The organism is Streptomyces ovatisporus, assembly GCF_042653885.1.
GTDB lineage: Bacteria > Actinomycetota > Actinomycetes > Streptomycetales > Streptomycetaceae > Streptomyces > Streptomyces ovatisporus.
Genome location: NZ_JBHSFH010000017.1, coordinates 42384 through 59466 on the forward strand (window position 1 = coordinate 42384; position 17083 = coordinate 59466).

At 70.3% G+C, this 17083-nt stretch carries 19 protein-coding genes; 6 read left to right on the forward strand and 13 right to left on the reverse strand.

What is annotated here, in order from left to right:
- Window positions 1-13 precede the first annotated feature (13 nt).
- Together rph and ACFPA8_RS26175 are read right to left on the reverse strand one after the other, a co-directional pair.
- Window positions 14-739 (reverse strand): ribonuclease PH, encoded by a 726-nt coding sequence (gene rph, locus ACFPA8_RS26170; protein WP_386452471.1) that lies wholly within the window; start codon window positions 737-739, stop codon window positions 14-16.
- 66 nt (window positions 740-805) lie between these two features.
- Window positions 806-1039, reverse strand: a complete 234-nt coding sequence (locus ACFPA8_RS26175; protein WP_386452472.1) for a PTS sugar transporter subunit IIB — start codon at window positions 1037-1039, stop codon at window positions 806-808.
- Between the two features lie 376 nt (window positions 1040-1415).
- Here ACFPA8_RS26175 and ACFPA8_RS26180 point away from each other — a divergent pair, with 376 nt between their 5' ends.
- Window positions 1416-2864, forward strand: a complete 1449-nt coding sequence (locus ACFPA8_RS26180) for a PTS transporter subunit EIIC (protein WP_386452474.1) — start codon at window positions 1416-1418, stop codon at window positions 2862-2864.
- Window positions 2865-3037: 173 nt separating this feature from the next.
- On the opposite strand, the gene ACFPA8_RS26185 is transcribed toward ACFPA8_RS26180, so the two are convergent.
- Window positions 3038-3799 (reverse strand): MBL fold metallo-hydrolase, encoded by a 762-nt coding sequence (locus ACFPA8_RS26185; RefSeq protein WP_386452476.1) that lies wholly within the window; start codon window positions 3797-3799, stop codon window positions 3038-3040.
- A 162-nt stretch (window positions 3800-3961) separates the two neighbouring features.
- Here ACFPA8_RS26185 and ACFPA8_RS26190 point away from each other — a divergent pair, with 162 nt between their 5' ends.
- Window positions 3962-4399, forward strand: a complete 438-nt coding sequence (locus ACFPA8_RS26190) for a type II toxin-antitoxin system PemK/MazF family toxin (RefSeq protein ID WP_386452477.1) — start codon at window positions 3962-3964, stop codon at window positions 4397-4399.
- Window positions 4400-4495: 96 nt separating this feature from the next.
- Here ACFPA8_RS26190 and ACFPA8_RS26195 read toward each other — a convergent pair whose 3' ends face one another.
- The 6 genes from ACFPA8_RS26195 to clpS all read right to left on the reverse strand — a co-directional run bounded on the left by ACFPA8_RS26195 (window position 4496) and on the right by clpS (window position 7515).
- Entirely contained in the window at window positions 4496-5446 is a 951-nt protein-coding gene (locus ACFPA8_RS26195) for a PLP-dependent cysteine synthase family protein (protein ID WP_386452479.1), read from the reverse strand.
- The gene (locus ACFPA8_RS26200; RefSeq protein ID WP_386452481.1) at window positions 5446-5751 is read right to left on the reverse strand and encodes a MoaD/ThiS family protein; all 306 of its coding nucleotides are present in this window, start codon (window positions 5749-5751) and stop codon (window positions 5446-5448) included. Before ACFPA8_RS26200 ends, ACFPA8_RS26195 begins: the two co-directional genes overlap by 1 nt.
- A gap of 110 nt (window positions 5752-5861) precedes the next feature.
- Window positions 5862-5993, reverse strand: coding sequence for a putative leader peptide (locus tag ACFPA8_RS26205; RefSeq protein WP_386452483.1), 132 nt, complete (start codon window positions 5991-5993; stop codon window positions 5862-5864).
- A 101-nt stretch (window positions 5994-6094) separates the two neighbouring features.
- A complete protein-coding gene (locus ACFPA8_RS26210) occupies window positions 6095-6520 on the reverse strand; it encodes a M67 family metallopeptidase (RefSeq protein WP_386452485.1) in 426 nt (141 codons plus the stop codon).
- 69 nt (window positions 6521-6589) lie between these two features.
- Window positions 6590-7204 (reverse strand): DUF2017 domain-containing protein, encoded by a 615-nt coding sequence (locus ACFPA8_RS26215; RefSeq protein WP_386452487.1) that lies wholly within the window; start codon window positions 7202-7204, stop codon window positions 6590-6592.
- The gene (gene clpS, locus ACFPA8_RS26220) at window positions 7204-7515 is read right to left on the reverse strand and encodes an ATP-dependent Clp protease adapter ClpS (protein ID WP_386452489.1); all 312 of its coding nucleotides are present in this window, start codon (window positions 7513-7515) and stop codon (window positions 7204-7206) included. The genes ACFPA8_RS26215 and clpS overlap by 1 nt, the downstream gene beginning before the upstream one ends.
- 126 nt (window positions 7516-7641) lie before the next feature.
- Here clpS and ACFPA8_RS26225 point away from each other — a divergent pair, with 126 nt between their 5' ends.
- The gene (locus ACFPA8_RS26225) at window positions 7642-8970 is read left to right on the forward strand and encodes a nicotinate phosphoribosyltransferase (RefSeq protein ID WP_386452491.1); all 1329 of its coding nucleotides are present in this window, start codon (window positions 7642-7644) and stop codon (window positions 8968-8970) included.
- Between the two features lie 123 nt (window positions 8971-9093).
- A complete protein-coding gene (locus tag ACFPA8_RS26230; protein ID WP_386452493.1) occupies window positions 9094-9687 on the forward strand; it encodes a nicotinamidase in 594 nt (197 codons plus the stop codon).
- 144 nt (window positions 9688-9831) lie between these two features.
- Here ACFPA8_RS26230 and ACFPA8_RS26235 read toward each other — a convergent pair whose 3' ends face one another.
- Complete coding sequence (locus ACFPA8_RS26235; protein ID WP_386452643.1) at window positions 9832-10110, reverse strand: hypothetical protein; 279 nt, start codon at window positions 10108-10110, stop codon at window positions 9832-9834.
- Between the two features lie 388 nt (window positions 10111-10498).
- Window positions 10499-12934, reverse strand: a complete 2436-nt coding sequence (locus ACFPA8_RS26240; RefSeq protein ID WP_386452494.1) for an immune inhibitor A domain-containing protein — start codon at window positions 12932-12934, stop codon at window positions 10499-10501.
- Window positions 12935-13193: 259 nt separating this feature from the next.
- On the opposite strand from ACFPA8_RS26240, the gene ACFPA8_RS26245 reads away from it, so the two are divergent.
- The gene (locus ACFPA8_RS26245) at window positions 13194-13541 is read left to right on the forward strand and encodes a hypothetical protein (protein WP_386452496.1); all 348 of its coding nucleotides are present in this window, start codon (window positions 13194-13196) and stop codon (window positions 13539-13541) included.
- A gap of 50 nt (window positions 13542-13591) precedes the next feature.
- Here ACFPA8_RS26245 and ACFPA8_RS26250 read toward each other — a convergent pair whose 3' ends face one another.
- Entirely contained in the window at window positions 13592-14296 is a 705-nt protein-coding gene (locus ACFPA8_RS26250; RefSeq protein ID WP_386452498.1) for an RDD family protein, read from the reverse strand.
- A 134-nt stretch (window positions 14297-14430) separates the two neighbouring features.
- Complete coding sequence (locus tag ACFPA8_RS26255; RefSeq protein WP_386452499.1) at window positions 14431-16203, reverse strand: RDD family protein; 1773 nt, start codon at window positions 16201-16203, stop codon at window positions 14431-14433.
- A gap of 267 nt (window positions 16204-16470) precedes the next feature.
- Between ACFPA8_RS26255 and ACFPA8_RS26260 the strand changes: the two genes are divergently transcribed.
- Window positions 16471-16935, forward strand: coding sequence for an SsgA family sporulation/cell division regulator (locus ACFPA8_RS26260; RefSeq protein ID WP_386452501.1), 465 nt, complete (start codon window positions 16471-16473; stop codon window positions 16933-16935).
- Window positions 16936-17083 lie beyond the last annotated feature (148 nt).

Genomic DNA, 17083 nt, shown 5'->3' on the forward strand with positions numbered 1-17083 from the left:
CGCGGCGGTCCGCTCAGCCGCCGATCGCCTGCCGCTGTGCGCCGTCCAGTTGGAGGCAGCCCTTCACGGCGAGGTCGAGGAGCGCGTCGAGTTCCTCACGGGCGAACGGCGCACCCTCCGCGGTGCCTTGGACCTCGACGAAGCGTCCGTCGCCGGTGCAGACGACGTTCATGTCGGTCTCCGCCCGCACGTCCTCCTCGTAGCACAGGTCCAGCAGCGGAACGGAGTCGACGATGCCGACGCTGACCGCGGAGACGGTGCCCTTCAGCGGCTGCGACTTGCTCTTGACCAGTTTCTTCTCCTGTGCCCAGCGGACCGCGTCGGCCAGCGCGACATAGGCGCCGGTGATGGCTGCGGTACGGGTGCCGCCGTCGGCCTGGAGCACGTCGCAGTCGAGCACGACGGTGTTCTCCCCGAGGGCCTTGTAGTCCACGACGGCCCTCAGGGACCGTCCGATGAGACGGGAGATCTCGTGCGTGCGCCCGCCGATCCTGCCGCGTACGGACTCACGGTCGCCGCGGGTGTTGGTCGAGCGGGGCAGCATCGCGTACTCGGCGGTGACCCATCCCTCACCGCTTCCCTTGCGCCAGCGCGGCACCCCTTCCGTGACGCTGGCGGTGCACAGGACCCGGGTGTCGCCGAAGGAGATCAGGACAGATCCCTCGGCGTGCTTGCTCCAGTCGCGGTCGATGGTGATGGGGCGCAACTGGTCAGCCGTACGGCCGTCGATACGAGTCATGGGGGCGAGCCTAGTCCGTAGCCGGAAGGCTCCGTTCAGCCGAACGGCCCATCACCCGCGCACGGCTCAGAGCATGTCTTCGATCTCGCCCGCGAGAGGGTCGGCGTCGGTGCCGATGACGACCTGCACGGCCGAGCCCATCTTGACGACGCCGTGGGCGCCGGCGGCCCGGAGCGCGGCCTCGTCGACCAGAGAGGGGTCCTCGACCTCGGTGCGCAGGCGTGTGATGCAGCCCTCGATCTCGGCGATGTTGGCGAGGCCGCCGAGCCCGGCGACGATCTTCTCAGCCTTGCTGCTCATGTCTGTCTCCTGATCTGCGGGCCTTGACCTCCGGCGCCGCCGGCGCACTCGTGGGGGCTTGCACCAGTATGAAGCAAGCCGTCCGGCGCGCCTTCCGGGCCGCGGGGGGCGCGGAGGCGCGGAATTCCCCGCCGGCTGCGGGCGGGCATGCGCCTCGCCCGGGCCCGGCACGCGGGCGGGTGGACGGCGGTCCGTACAGGCTGAAGGCCGGGCCGACGACCGTCAGCCGGAGAGTCAGCCGGACAGCCGGCGATGCGCACAGGCACGGAAGAAGATCCGTTTTCCACCGGAACGCGCACATGCTAAAAGAGGTCTAAACCATTTACAGGGTCTGCTCCACACGGCGCGACCTCCCGCAGACCACTGGAGGCAGTTGATGACCACGGCAACCCAGGCCCCGGACAAGGGCCGTGGCTCCGGCGCGATGGCAGTCGCCCAGCGCATCGGCCGCAGCCTCATGCTGCCGATCGCCACCCTGCCGGCCGCCGCCCTGATGGTCCGGCTGGGCCAGCCCGACATGCTCGGCCGCCCGGGCTTCCCGGACTCCGTCAACCGCATCGCCGAGTTCCTCGCGGCGGGCGGCGGCGCCCTGATCGACAACATGCCGCTGCTGTTCGCGGTCGGCATCGCGGTGGGCTTCGCCCGCAAGTCGGACGGCTCGACGGCCCTGGCCGCCGTGGTGGGCTACCTGGTCTTCAAGAACGTCCTGGAGACCTTCACCGACGGCAACCTCCCCAAGGTCGAGAAGGTCGTCGACGGAGAAGTCGGCACCGTCGCGCCTCCGGTGGACGCAGGGGTCCTCGGGGGCGTGATCATGGGCCTCGTGGTCGCCCTGCTCTTCCAGCGCTACTACCGCAAGAAGCTCCCGGAGTGGCTGGGATTCTTCGGCGGTCGGCGGCTCGTCCCGATCCTCTCGGCCTTCGCCGGCCTCTTCCTCGGCGTGCTCTTCGGCTACATCTGGCCCGTACTGGGCACCGGCCTGCACAGCTTCGGCGAGTGGCTGGTCGGCTCCGGCGCCGCGGGGGCAGGCGTCTACGGCATCGCCAACCGGGCGCTGATCCCCATCGGCATGCACCACCTGCTCAACTCCTTCCCGTGGTTCCAGGCCGGTTCCTACAAGGGCCAGCACGGCGACATCGCCCGCTTCCTGGCCGGCGACCCGAGCGCGGGCCAGTTCATGACGGGCTTCTTCCCGATCATGATGTTCGCGCTGCCCGCGGCCTGTCTCGCGATGTACCACTGCGCACGCCCCGAGCGTCGCAAGCTCGTGGGCGGCCTGATGATCTCGCTCGCCCTGACCGCCTTCATCACCGGCGTCACCGAGCCGATCGAGTTCTCGTTCATGTTCATCGCGCCCGTCCTGTACGCGATCCACGCCGTTCTGACCGGCATCTCCATGGCGCTGGTCTGGGCGCTGGGCATGAAGGACGGATTCGGCTTCTCGGCCGGGGCGATCGACTTCCTGCTCAACCTGGGCATCGCCACCAACCCGTGGGGGCTGATGCTGGTCGGCCTGATCTTCGCGGTGGTCTACTACGTGGTCTTCCGCTTCGCGATCGTCAAGTTCGACCTGCCCACACCCGGCCGCGAGGCGCCCGAGCCCGCCGAGGAGGAGAAGGCGGAGCGGCCCGGGTCCGGGAAGCGGGCACCGGCACCGGACGCCGTCGCGGTGGGCGCGGCGGAGAACGTCGCCGAGAACGTCGCGGACAAGAGCATGGAGAAGCAGGACCACCGGCCCGCGGGCGCCGCGAACCGGAGCCGCTCCGACGACCGGGACGGCGGCGACGAGGACGGGGGCAAGGAAGAGACCCCGGCAAGGATCTGACGTCCCGCCCGGACTCCCGGCCGCGGTTACCGGGCCCCGGACTGATGCTTCGTGCCCGCTGCCGCACCGCAGCGGGCGCGAAGCGGTGCGGTGCGGGACGGACGAGCGGCAGGCGGCAGGCAGCAGGCCGGGCGGGCCCCGGCCACGGCGGCGCAGCGGGTGCGGGAGCGCTTCTACAGCTCGTAGACGGCGCCGGCCCTGGCCAGCTCCACCGGACCCCCGAAGGCGTCCTTCGCGTCCCGCAGATTGACCTTGGCGTCCGTCCACGGCGGTACGTGCGTGAGGACCAGCTGCCCCACACCCGCCGCCTGTGCGCACTCCCCCGCCTCGCGTCCGTTGAGATGCAGGTCGGGGATGGCTTCCTTGCCGTGGGTGAAGGACGCCTCGCACAGGAACAGGTCCGCGTCCGCGGCGAGATCGCACAGCAGGCTGCACGGCCCCGTGTCACCCGAGTAGACGAGAGTGCGCCCGGTCTCCTTGTGCACGACGCGGAACGCGTACGCCTCGACGGGATGGGCCACCTTCTCCGTGGTGACGGCGAAGGGCCCCAGTTCGAAGGTGCCCTTGGGGACGAGGGTGCGGAAGTCGAAGACCTCGCTCATGGCCGAGGCGGAAGGGGTGTCGCCGTAGGCGCTGTCGAGCCGCTGCTCGGTGCCCTGCGGGCCGTACACCGGGATGGGTGCGCAACGGCCGCCCTCATGGCGGTAGTAGCGCGCGACGAAATAGCCGCACATGTCGATGCAGTGGTCGGCGTGGAGGTGGCTGAGGACGACGGCGTCGAGGTCGTAGAGCCCGATGTGCCGCTGCAGCTCGCCGAGCGCGCCATTGCCCATGTCGAGGAGCAGCCGGTAGCCGTCCGCTTCGACCAGATAGCTCGAACAGGCCGACTCCGCTGAGGGGAACGACCCGGAGCAGCCGACGACGGTGAGCTTCATGAAGCAGGGACCTCCGTTGGCGGCTGTGGGGTTTTTCGAGCGTAAGCCGCCTCGCACCGCCTGTGGCCTCTGGAGCGTGCTGGTGTGGGCGGAATCACCAGCGCGGGGTACGGTCGGCAATCTGTGCGGTATGCGCCGTCAGGTCCGGGAGGCGAAGCGGACGTGGACACTTGGTGGTGGCTCGCCCTGGGCGCCGTCGTGGCTCTGTCCCTCGTGGCAGCGCTGGTCGACGGGGGTGCCCGGCTCGGCCCGCGCCGTCGCCGGCGCCGTGGCGGGGTTCCGCTGCCGCACCGGGGTCCTCGTCCCGGTGAGATCTGGTGGACGCGGGAACCGCTGCTGGTCCTCGTGCTCGCGGTACGGCTGGAGAGCGCCCGCGTGGTACGCGTCACAGCCGAACGCCCGGGCGGGGCGCGCCTGGAGGAACCGGCCGGTACGAGGATCGAGCTCCCGCCGGGCACCGTCGCGGAGGCGCCGGGCCGGATCAGCACCCTGCTCACCGACGACGTGAGGGAAGTGGCGCTGCGGGAGTTCGGACACCGTGCCGGTGAGGTGGGCCCTGACACCTGGGACCAGGTGCGCCACCTCTCCGGCGACGGCTGAGCCCGGCGGCGCGGAGGTGCACGAGGCCGCGGACAGTACGGCTGACGGCCCGGCGGACGGGGCAGCCGTCCGGACCGGCAGGGGGATTCCGCGGGCTCAGGCCCAGAGCTGGCCCTGCAGCGCCTCGACCGCGGCGTCCGTGGACTCGGCGGTGTAGATGCCCGTGGAGAGGTACTTCCATCCGCCGTCGGCGACGACGAAGACGATGTCCGCGCTCTCCCCCGCCCGTACCGCCTTGCGCCCCACTCCGATCGCCGCGTGCAGGGCGGCTCCGGTGGACACTCCGGCGAAGATGCCTTCCTGCGCGAGGAGTTCACGGGTGCGGGTCACGGCGTCCTCCGAGCCGACGGAGAAGCGGCCCGTGAGCACCGACTCGTCGTACAGCTCGGGGACGAAACCCTCGTCGAGGTTGCGCAGCCCGTACACGAGGTCGTCGTAGCGGGGTTCGGCGGCGATGATCTGGATGCCGGGGCGCTGTTCGCGCAGGTAGCGGCCCGCCCCCATGAGCGTCCCCGTGGTGCCCAGGCCCGCCACGAAGTGGGTCACCGAAGGGAGGTCGGCGAGGATCTCCGGGCCCGTACCGGCGTAGTGGGCACCGGAGTTGGCCTCGTTGCCGTACTGGTAGAGCATCACCCAGTCCGGGTTCTCCGCGGCGTACTCCTTGGCGACCCGTACGGCGGTGTTCGAACCGCCCGCCGCCGGCGAGGAGATGATCTCGGCTCCCCACATGGCGAGCAACTGCCGCCGCTCCTCACTGGTGTTCTCCGGCATGACGCAGACGATGCGGTAGCCCTTGAGCGTCGCCGCCATGGCGAGCGAGATGCCCGTGTTGCCGGAGGTGGGCTCCAGGATGGTGCATCCGGGCGTCAACCGGCCGTCCTTCTCGGCCTGTTCCACCATGTGGAGGGCCGGACGGTCCTTGATGGAGCCCGTCGGGTTGCGGTCCTCCAGCTTCGCCCAGATACGCACGTCCTCCGACGGCGACAGGCGCGGGAGACGCACGAGCGGGGTGTCGCCGACGGCGGCCAGCGGGGAGTCGTAGCGCATCAGCGCAGCATTCCCGGGGAGGCGTCGAGGCCCGACCCGCCCGCGACCGCCGGGAGGATCGTCACGTTGTCGCCGTCGCTCACCTTCGTGCTGATGCCGTCGAGGAAGCGGACGTCCTCGTCGTTGAGGTAGACGTTCACGAAGCGGCGCAGCTCACCGCCGTCGACGAGGCGGTCCTGGATGCCCGCGTGCCGGCTCTCCAGGTCCTCGAAGAGCTCCTTGATGTTGCTGCCCTCGCCCGTGACCGACTTCTCGCCGTCGGTGTAGGTGCGGAGGATGGTCGGGATGCGGACCTCGATGGCCATGAAGGGGCTCCTGTCGATGCGGAGGCGGGCAGGACGGTGCGTGAGGTGCGTGAGCGGGTTCGTACCTGCGAGGGGGCTCGGGCCGGCCGGACGCTGTCCGGCGGACGAGCTCAGGCGCAGGCGTGCTCGCCGCGCGGGGAGGCCCCCAGTGCGCTGGCGAGGCGGCACAGGTCGACGTGCAGGCGCCCGACGAGCAGCGTGCCCGGGGTCTTCGAAGATGCACTCACGTCGTGGACAACCATGGGCTCATCGTAACGATTCCCGGGCGTCCGGCCCGATGCTTGTTCCATGATGTGGACCGATCCGTCTCGGATCGCGGTTCCTCCCGTTCTGTCCTGCGGATTCAGGCCTCGGCGACGACCTCGACGTCCTCCTCGGTGACCTCGCCGTCCACGATGCGGAACGAACGGAAGGAGAACGGACCTTCGTCGTTGCCGCACTCCGCGGTGGAGACGAGGACGTAGTGGGCGCCCGGCTCGTTGGCGTAGCTGATGTCGGTGCGTGAGGGGTAGGCCTCGGTGGCCGTGTGCGAGTGGTAGACGACGACGGGCTCCTCGTCGCGGTCGTCCATCTCGCGGTAGAGGCGCAGCAGATCGGCCGACTCGAACTCGTAGAACGTGGGCGAGCGCGCCGCGTTCAGCATCGGGATGAAGCGCTCGGGACGGTCCGTGCCCGCCGGGCCCGCGATGACGCCGCACGCCTCGTCGGGGTGGTCCTTGCGGGCGTGGGCGACGATCTTGTCGTGCAGCTCCTTGGTGATGGTCAGCATGCCGGGAAGGATATGCGGGCGCGGCAGCTCCGCCGAAGGCGGAGGAGGAAGGATGCCGAAGGCGGCCGGTCAGGGAAGCAGCGTCTCCACCAGGGTCTCCTGCAGACCGCCGAGCCACAGGTATGCCATGACCATCGGCTTCCGCGGATCCTCGTCCGGCAGCGAGTACAGACCGCTGCCGTCATCGTCGTCCGTCACTTCCAGACGGGCGCCGATCGCGAGACGGAGGTCGTTGAGCGCGCCGAGCCACTGCCGTGACTCCTCCGGCTTGAGGGTGAGCACCGCACCGGCGCTCCCCTTCCGCTCCCTGGACGGGTCGGGGGTCAGGGAGTCCAGCCCCCGTACCACCGCGAGGCCGTCCTCGCGCTTGCGCGCCCGCAGTTCGTTCTCCGTGAAGCGGCGGAACTCGGCGGCGGCGCGGCGCTCTTCCTCGCTCTCCGCCGGCGCTTCGGGCCCGCCGCCGTAGGCGTCGGGGAAGAGGCGCGCGAGAGCCGGGTCGGAGGGCGGTTCGGTGGGCCCGTCGGCAAGCAGCGCCGCGAAGGGGTCCTCGCCGTCGACGGGCTCCTCCCCGGGGCCGATCAGCTCCAGGAGCTGGACGGCGAGGCTGCGCAGGATGGAGATCTCGATCTCGTCCAGGGCGATGGCGGCGCCGCCGTCCCCGGTGGACTCGAAGTGGCCCGCCATCAGCGGTCCTGCTGGAGTGTCGCCCACAGCCCGTAGCCGTGCATCGCCTGCACGTCGCGCTCCATCTCTTCGCGGCTGCCGGTGGAGACGACCGCTCGGCCCTTGTGGTGGACGTCCATCATCAGCTTCTTCGCCTTCTCCTTGGGGTAGCCGAAGTAGCTCTGGAAGACGTAGGTCACGTAGCTCATGAGGTTGACCGGGTCGTTGTGCACGATCGTCGCCCAGGGCAGATCGGGCTCGGGGACCTCGACGGGCTTCTCGGCCGATTCGGGCAGTTCGATCTCGGTGGGGGCAACACTCACGGGTCCCATGCTGCCACTCAGGGGCGTCGGGTGGCCAAACGGCCCGCACTCGATATCGTCAAACTGACGAGATGTGGGGTACGCTCGGCCGTGTCCCGCCCCCTCCCCGGGGGCTCGCCGATGCGAGGAGTTCAAGTGACCGTGGCCGACAGGGGACTGCCGGTGGCCGTGCCGTCGACGGCGCTCTTCACCGACCAGTACGAACTCACCATGCTCCAGGCCGCGTTGCGCGGTGGGACCGCGGAACGGCAGTGCGTCTTCGAGGTGTTCGCACGCCGCCTCCCCGAGGGCCGCCGCTACGGAGTCGTCGCCGGCACCGGCCGCGTCCTGGACGCGGTGGAGAACTTCTCCTTCGACGGCAAGGTGCTGGACTTCCTGCGGGAGCGCGGCATCGTCGACGAACCCACGCTGGAGTGGCTCTCCTCGTACCGCTTCAGGGGCGACATCCACGGCTACCCCGAGGGCGAGGTCTACTTCCCCGGCTCACCCGTGATGCGGGTGCAGGGCACCTTCGCGGAGTGCGTACTGCTGGAGACGGTGATCCTCTCGATCCTCAACCACGACTCGGCCGTCGCTGCCGCCGCCTCCCGTATGGCGGTCGCGGCCGGCGGACGTCCGCTGGTGGAGATGGGCGCGCGGCGCACGCACGAACTGGCCGCGGTGGCCGCCTCCCGGGCGGCCTACGTCGGCGGCTTCACCTCCACCTCCGACCTCGCCGCCGGCTTCCGCTACGAGATCCCCACAGTCGGCACCAGCGCGCACTCCTTCACGCTGCTGCACGACAGCGAGCGCGGCGCCTTCACCGCACAGGTCGAGTCGCTGGGCAGCGGCACGACACTGCTGGTCGACACCTACGACGTCACCGAAGCCGTCCGCACCGCCGTGGACGTCGCGGGGCCCGGCCTCGGCGCCGTGCGCATCGACTCCGGCGACCTGCTGCTGCTCGCCCACCGCGTCCGCCACCAGCTCGACGAACTCGGCGCGACACAGACGAAGATCGTCGTCACCAGCGACCTGGACGAGTACGCCATCGCCTCGCTGGCCGCGGCTCCCGTCGACGCCTACGGCGTCGGCACACAGCTGGTCACCGGCAGCGGCCACCCCACGGCGGCGATGGTCTACAAGCTCGTCGCCCGCGCGGACTCCGACGCGCCCGGAGCCGCGCTGCGCCCCGTGGCGAAGAAGTCGATGGGCGGCAAGACCTCTCCCGCCGGCGTCAAGTGGGCGGCGCGGCAACTGGACGAGGACGGCGTCGCGATGGCCGAAGTGGTCGGGACGGGCACGGTCCCCGGGGAGCTGGCCAGCCGCCTGCTCCAGGTGGAGCTCGTACGGGGCGGCGAGGTCGTCGCCAGGGAGGGGCTCGACACCGTCCGCGACCGGCACAAGGAGGCACTCGCGGGACTGCCGATGTCGGCGATGCAACTCTCCCGCGGGGAGCCGGTGTTGCCGACGGAGTACGTATGAGGCCACCAGCCGCCGGTGTTGCACGGGTGACATCGTGTGCGTGGGACCTCCCGCGAAGGCCGCGCAGTCCATAGGGTCGAGCCGACCGTCGTTCCCGACCGCCGGACCCCCGAAAGGCATCGCATGCACCGGGCACTGATCGTCGTAGACGTGCAGAACGATTTCTGTGAAGGCGGAAGCCTCGCGGTCAAGGGCGGTGCGGACGTGGCGGCAGCCATCACCGACCTGATCGGCGACGCCTCCACCGGCTACGACCATGTCGTGGCGACCCGCGACCACCACATCGAGCCGGGCGACCACTTCTCGGAAAACCCCGACTTCGAGCGCTCCTGGCCGCCGCACTGCGTCGCCGGCACGGAGGGCATCGGCTTCCATCCCAACTTCGCCCCCGCCGTGGCCGCCGGCTCGATCGACGCGGTCTTCAGCAAGGGCGCGTACACCGCGGCCTACAGCGGCTTCGAGGGCCAGGACGAGCACGGCGTGCCGCTGGCCGACTGGCTGCGGCAGCGCAACGTGCGGGAGGTCGACGTGGTCGGTGTGGCCACCGACCACTGCGTACGCGCGACCGCCCTGGACGCCGCCTCGGAGGGCTTCGGCACACGCGTCCTGCTCGGGCTCACCGCAGGTGTCGCCCCGGGCACCACCCGGCACGCCATCGAGCAGCTCCGCGAGGCGGGCGTCACCCTGACCGGGACGCCCGTACTGGCGGACGACTGAGCGTGCGCCACGGCGCACCTGAGCCCCCGCAACGCACGCGTGCGGGGTCTGAGCGAGGTACCGCGGGGTCCTGCTGAGACGGCCGCCCGCACGCCCTCGGAGGCCCGTGGGCCCGGGGAGACCGGCCGGACGCCCCGGCGTGCCCTAGCCGGTACGGACCCGGCGCGAGGGGTGCAGCAGGGACTCGATGGGGTGCCACGCCTCGCGGTCGTCGCCGGGCGTCATGCGCCAGACCAGGCCGTCCGGATGGTGCAGCACCGCTGTGATCTCGTCCGTCGTGGGCGGCTCCGCGTTGCCGCGGAGGTAGACCGACCGCATGCCGAGGTTCCGCAGCCTGGTCAGGGCGCGGGCACGGTTGAGCGAGTGGACGAGCACGCGCACTCGCGGCTCGTCCCCGTAGGGCCTCGGAGCGACTGCACGCACCGTGTGCGGCTCGTCCGCGTGTGCGGACCAGCGCCGCCTCTGCGGCTCCAGACCGTCGTAGGCGCCGCCCCTGCGGCCCTGCCGCACGGTGCCCGGCCCCGGCACCCGGTCCTCGGCGACCGGCTCCGGGCCCGCGTGCGCGGTCTCCCCCGTGCCCGGTTCAGGCTGCCTGTGCATCCGCTGAACCGGCACCGGCAAGGTAAGCGCGACGATCACGCTTCCGTCCGGCAGCTGGACGAATCCGCCTCCAGCCATGATCAACAACACCCCCGCGAAAAACTGTTCCGGTGGACCTCTGCGGAGGCCCGTCACGTGCATCTAAACGCGATCGGCCGCTGCCCGCCAGGGGGGCAACGGCCGATCATGTTTTGACCTGCAACGATGCAAATTAATTTGTGGAAGGTCTCACCTGGAGGGTGATCGTCTTACCCGAGCGGGACTGCTTGAGGATCTTGACCTGGGTGTTGGTGTCCGGCACCTTCACTCCGGCCGTCGGGTTCGACTTGTACCAGTACGTTCCCTTGTGGTCATCGAAGACCGGAACGCCCTTCTTGCCCTTGATCTTCACCGCTTCGCCGTCGTTGTGGAGTGTGATCCCCTTCGAGGCGAATTTACTGAACGGGGAGTCGTAGGCCTGCATGCGGTTGCGCAGCGGCTTGCCGTCCGACCACATCTCCGGCTTGGCGTGGGCGTCCACCGGCAGGATCAGGCCCTCGCCCGGGTGCGCGGAGACGTTGTTGTCCAGCTGAGAGGTGTCCCACAGCCACAGCAGCAGCCCCTTCTCATACGCGTAGCGCTCGACCCAGTCGGGTCGCGTGGAGGCCCAACCGAAGTTGTACGGCCCGTACTTCAGCGCCTTGTCGTACGAGGAGTGGTTGCGGTTCTCGGCGATGTAGAACTGCGCGTAGGGCTTCGTGAAGGACTCACCGATGCGCGAGAAGCCCTTCGTGGCCCAGCCGTTGTCGTCGGCGCCCTCGGCGCCGTCCTCGAAGACCTTCTCGCCGTCGGCGGTGACGCTGATCGCGTCCGCGGCGAAGCCCTTCTGGGCCACCCCACCGTCCGTCAGATAACGGAAGCGAACATCAATCTTCTTTCCTGCGAACTCGTCGAGCGGGTACGAGAGATCGAGGTAGGACTTCGACACCCCGGAGAGCGCCGGCTGGTCGCTGCCGTCCCGCGGGATGGCCTTGCCGTCGGCCGTTCCGTCGATCGGCGTCCACGTCTCGCCGCCGTCCTCGGAGACCTCGGTGTAGAGGAAGTCGTAGTTCTCCTCGATGTCCCACCAGCCCTGAAGGTCCAGCGACGCCTTGGACTTGCCGGTCAGGTCGACGCTGCGGCTGAGGGTGTTGCGCAGGTCGTCGCCGCTGCCGCTCCACCACTGCTTCTCACCCTCGGCGGGCTTCGTGATGGTCGTGGTGACGTCCTTCTCGGGCAACTCGACCACGACGGCCTGCTTGTTCTTCGTCTGGTACGAGTGAGTGCCCAGCTTGTGCGTGGACTTGGTGGCCGCCTTGGCCTTGCCGTAGTCCAGCCAGCCCATCTGGAGCTTGTCCCAGGCGTTCATGTCGCCGGCGGAGTCGCCGATGGCGTCCTTGCCCTTGTTCAGCCAGGAGCCCACGGACATGATCGACCAGAACCCGACGGAGTTCTCGCCCCCACCAGTGGTGTCGTAGTGGTCGGGCAGACCCAGGTCGTGGCCGTACTCGTGGACGAAGACGCCCAGTCCGCCGTTCTCGGGCTGCGCCGTGTAGTCGCCGACCCAGATGCCGGTGTCGCCGATCTCGGTGCCGCCGGCCTTGTTCTGCTCCGGGCCGGTCTTGCCCGCATCGCTTCCGTACGCGTACCAGCGGTGCGCCCAGATGGCGTTCTCACCCTCGGCACCGCCGCCCGCAGACTCGTCCTCGCCCGCGTGGACGAACTGGAAGTGGTCGATGTAGCCGTCGGACTCGTCGAAGTTGCCGTCCTCGTCGAAGTCGTAGCGGTCCCACTTGTCGTAGTCCGCGAGCTGGGCGGCGATCTCCTCGTCCGTCTTGCCCGCGGCCTCCTGGTCCTCGACCCACTGGTTGACGCCGTCGCGCACGGCATCCCACACGGTCGGGCAGTTGCTGTCGCCGCAGTAGTTCGAGCCGTAGCGCGCCTCGTTGTAGTCGACCTTGACCCAGTCGGAGACGGCGCCGTCGACCGAGTAGCGGCCGGAGGACTGCTTCTCGTAGTAGCTCTTGACCGAGTCCTCGGTCTTGTCCGAGAAGTAGAGGTCCTGGAAGTGCTTCCTGTTGAAGTCCTTCTTCCAGTACGTGGAGTTGTCGTCCTTGCGCTTCGGCTCCGGGATCTTGTTGTGCACCGGGCCGGGCGTGCCGCCGTACTCCTCGTCGACCTTGTCGCCGAACTCGAGCAGGATGGTGAAGATCTTGTCGGTCTTCTCGCGCCCCAGCTCCACGTACTTGCCGCTGTCGAGCTTCGCGACCTTGGACCCCTTGCGGTCCACCAACTTGGCGTCGCCGCTGGCGACTTGCTCAAGGGCCGCCTGACGCTGGGCGTCCTGCTCGTCGTCGAACGGACCCTTCAGGTTGTCCTCGCTGTGTCCGCCCTGGCGCTGCCCCGGCGTGCCGGGCTGCACGAGCCCGGCCTGCAGTGCCGGATGCACGGACGCCTGCGGCGCGGCGGCCGGTTCGGCCTGGGCCGCACTCGCGGGTATGAGTGCGGTCGCGCCTATCGCGGCGACTGCCGTCGCCAGCGTGGCTGCTCTCGATCTCTTGGATCGCCGTCTGCCGTTCACCTCTGCGGTGCCCTCCCCTGTGGAGTGATGTGACAGGAGGTATTTCATAGCAGCAGAGAGAGAAAAGACAGACCCTGATGCACAGATTCGTCCGGCTCGGGCAAGTGACCCCGGATGTCCACCAGTTGGGACGGCCGGAGCACTGTGCGACTGTGCGCCCCCTGTGCAACGCCGACGTGGCCGGGCTCACGCTTACCGTGGGGTGTGGCCGGGCATCCCGGTCGTAGAGTCTTCTGCGAGAGCTCCCTCAGCGCCGGATCGATCCACCGGCCCACCCCCGACTTGTCTCCCGAGGACGGATAACGCCATGCCGCGTCCGACCCCCGCACAGTTCGCCTACGGTTCGGTCACCGTCATCTGTTCGACCCTCGCCATGCTCTTGCTCTCCGGGTCCCCGTCGGGCCCCGGAGTAGCCGTGATCGCTGCGGCCGCTCTCGTACTCGGCGTGCTGGTGGCCCTCACCGCACCCGGTACTGCGAGGGCCCGTAGGCCGCGCGGAAGTGCGAGCGCGCAGCAGGCGCCGGCACGCGCCTCCACGGTCGCCGCCGCGGCATCCCGGGTGCACACCCGGCACGACACGGCAGCCACGGCTGTCGGGGCGGGGCGCTCCGGCCGGACCGGGCGCCGTCTCGCCGAGCCCTCCCTGCGGCACTGAACGACTCCCCGCGTCACGACGATTCCTCTCGTCGTGACGCGGGGAGCCGCTCAGTCGGTCGCCACCACCACGGTTCTGGCCGCCTTGTCGTGCAGACACTGCCGGTACGGCTTGTCCCACGTGCAGAACAGCACGTTGACCAGCCAGAAGAGGAAGCCGACGCAGGGCACGAGCGGTGGCACGTGGTAGACGAGCGTGCGTACCCAGCCCGGCATCCCCCGTGGCACGTCGCCGTCGGCGAGCACGGCGACGCGGATCTTCATGAGCTTCTTGCCGACCGTCTGACCGGAAGTCGTCACCATCAGGCCCTCGTAGACCAGATAGACGAGGGAGTAGACACCTTGCTGTGTGTAGGTACGGCCGTTGTCGACGGAGTCCCAGTCCCCTTGCGCGAGCCAGAAGACGAGTCCGAGCGGGATGCCGATGAGAAGTGCGTCGATGATCCGCGCCAGCAGCCGCTTGCCGCGTGAGGCGAGCGGCGGCATGCCCGCGAGCGGATCGGCGGCACCGGTCATGTCGCCGTACGGGTTGCTTCCGTAGGGGCCGCCCGCGTACGGGCCTGCCGGTCCGCCGCCGTACGGGCCGCCCTCGGCGCCCCCGGGACCTGAGCCGCCGGGAGGCGGAGGCGGACTGCCGTACGGCCCGCCTCCGTACGACGGCGGGGGCCCCGCGGCGCCGCCGGACGTGTCCTCCGGCGACTCCCGCGGGTCGTCCCGCTTGCGGAACGGGTCGTGGTCCGGCTGATCCGAGCTCATGGGCCGAGTGGAACGCGGGCCGGACGGCCTCGCATCCGGCGTGCGTCATCGGAGTGACGGGCGCCCGGTCGCACGGCAGCGGCCGGACGGGTCCCGCAGCAGTTCGCGGGTGCGTCCGGCCGCTCCGCGAGGCTCTACAGCCGGATCTCCCCCGAGTCCTTGGAGACGAAGGTGCCCGCCACCTTGTCGTGCCAGCACTGGCGCCAGGGCCGGTCGAAGAGGCACCACAGGACGTTGACGACGCCGACCACCAGGACCGACAGGGCACCGTGCACCAGCCAGCGCAGGCACGCGCTGCGGAAGTCCGGCTTGTCCTGCTGCTCCATCGTCAGCACCCGCAGGCCGAACAGCTTCTTCCCGAGGGTGCGGCCCCAGCGGCAGGTCGGCAGCACCTCGTAGAGCAGGCCGAAGAGGACCAGCGCACCGAGCACGACGGCCAGATAGCCGCCGGTGGTGCCGTCGATGAGCCAGACCTGCTCCGTCCTGCCCGCCAGCCGGACGGCTTCGATCTTCCCCTCGATGTGGTCCACGGCCTGGCCGGTGAAGAAGAAGCCGACACCCGCGGCCACGGCCGAGGTGAGCAGGCCGTCGACGACGCGGGCTCCGAACCGCTTGCCCAGCGCGGCCGGACGGGCCTCCTGCTGGGCCGCCCGCAGGAACGGGTCCGAGACGGGAGGACGCCAGGGGGTGACGGGCTCGGCCCCGCCCTGCGGGCCGAAGGGACCGCCCGGAACGTGCGCACCGGGTACCTCACCGCCGGGGACCTGGTTCCGTCCGGCGAGGTCCTGCACCTGCTGCGCCCAGGAGGGCTGCTGCGGGCTCTGGGGAACGCCGGGCGAGCCCTGCTGGGGCGGGACCTGGGCGGGGGCGGAGGCGTGCGCCTGCTGCGCGGGAGGCTGCGAGGGGGTCTGCGGTTGGGCGGGAGGCTGCGAGGGGGTCTGCGGCTGCGCGAGAGGCTGCGAGGGGGTCTGCGGCTGGGCGGGCACGGCGGGCGCGGGCTGAGCCGCCTGGCTGTCCCTGCGCTGAGCGGCCACGTCCGAGCGGCGCAGACCCACCGTGTGGTCGGGCGACGGAGCCGCCGCTGCGCTGCCCCGGCGGGCCCTCGCGGCGTTGCGGAGGTCCTCGGCACTCATCGCACGCATCTGGAAGGTGCCGTCCGGCACGGGTGGCTGTGCGGCGTCCGGCACGGATGGCTGTGCGGCGTCCGGCACAGCACCGGGAGCGGCACCTCCCGCACTCTGCGCTCCACCGCCGCTCTCACCGTCTTCGCGGCGGGTGCCGCTCCCACCACCGGCCTGGTCCCCGCCTGTTGGGCCTTCGTCCACGGAACGGCCCCAGCCGCCGCGCGGATCGGCGCCGGAAGTGCCGGAAGTGCCGCCGGCGGACGGGACTTCGCTCTCGCCACGGCCCCACGAGACGCGCTCCTCGCTCTGCCCGGCGAAGCCCGCCTGTCTGGAGGCGTCGGCCTGCCATGCCGAGGCGGGTTCGGGACGGCGGCCGTGCAGACGGCTCGGATCGTCCCAGTCGAGAGGTTCGGCCGACGCCTGTGCGACCTCTCCCCGAGGCCGGACCTCCGGGAGGGAGCCGCCACTTCGGGCCACCGGTACCGGGCTGCCCGCTTCGTCGGCGCCGGTGTCGTGACCGGCGTTGTCCTCGTCGAGGAAGACGGGACCCGTCTCCTCCGTGGGCGCGGGTTCGGCCCTGGAGGCGGGCGGGGCCGCGGAGATGGCCGACGATGCCGCTTCGGCGGTCGGCGGCGAAGGCATCGGTTCGCCTTCGCCGGGTTCGGGACGGCTGGTGCCGGGCACCCAGGAAGACCCGTTCCAGTAGCGGATATAGCCGGGGATGGACGGATCCGGATAGAAGCCGGGGGCAGGGCCGCCGGCTCCCGAGAGGGGCGCACTCATATTCCAGGTCCCGTATCTGTTCGACCGTTGTGTCGTCGTGTTGCGTACGTGCTGTGCAGTTGCCCCGCGCGGAGGCAATAGTGAAGCGTAGTGTCCACATCTACCAGACAGGGCAGACGACTTGCCCACCCCAGCTGGACGCGTACTCCCTCCCCGGAGGAAGAATGAAGCGAAGACGCGTAAGAACACACTGCCTGGGCCCTCTCTTCCAGTGCACGCCACCTCAGGCTGCGCGCCTGGCCACGTGATTGCGAAAGGGGCGCTCCGATGAACATGCTCGTCGAAAGCGAAGTGGAGACCAGGCTGGTGCTCTCCCGGGAGCGCAGCCTGCCCGTCCACGCGCGGCTGTCCTACCGCGCGCAGGATCCGTATGCGGCGCGCGTGGCCTTCCATGTCGGGCCGGGTGCACCGGTCACCTGGACTTTCGCGCGTGAGCTGCTGGTCGAGGGCGTCTTCCGGCCGTGCGGCGAAGGGGACGTGCGGGTGTGGCCGGCGAAGGTGCAGGGCCGCGACCTCATCTGCGTGGCGCTCTCCTCCCCGGACGGAGACGCGTTGCTGGAGATGCCCTCGTCCGTGGTCTCGGGCTGGCTGGAGCGCACGCTCCGACTGGTCCCGCCCGGGCGCGAGCCCGACATCCTGGGCGTGGACGCGGCGTTGAGGGGCCTGCTGGAGAACGCGTCGAGTGACGACGCCCGCCTGCCGTCCGACGAGTCCGGTGATGCGGAGGTGTGACGCGGCATTCTCCGGAGTTCACTCGTTCGCGTCACGCGGAGCGGGCCTCCGGCGCCGCCGAAGCACTTCTCCCCGGCCGCTGCGCAAGTCGCCGCGGCTGTACGGCCGTTACGGGCACGGCACCGGGCCGCAGCGCGGACGCCGAGCG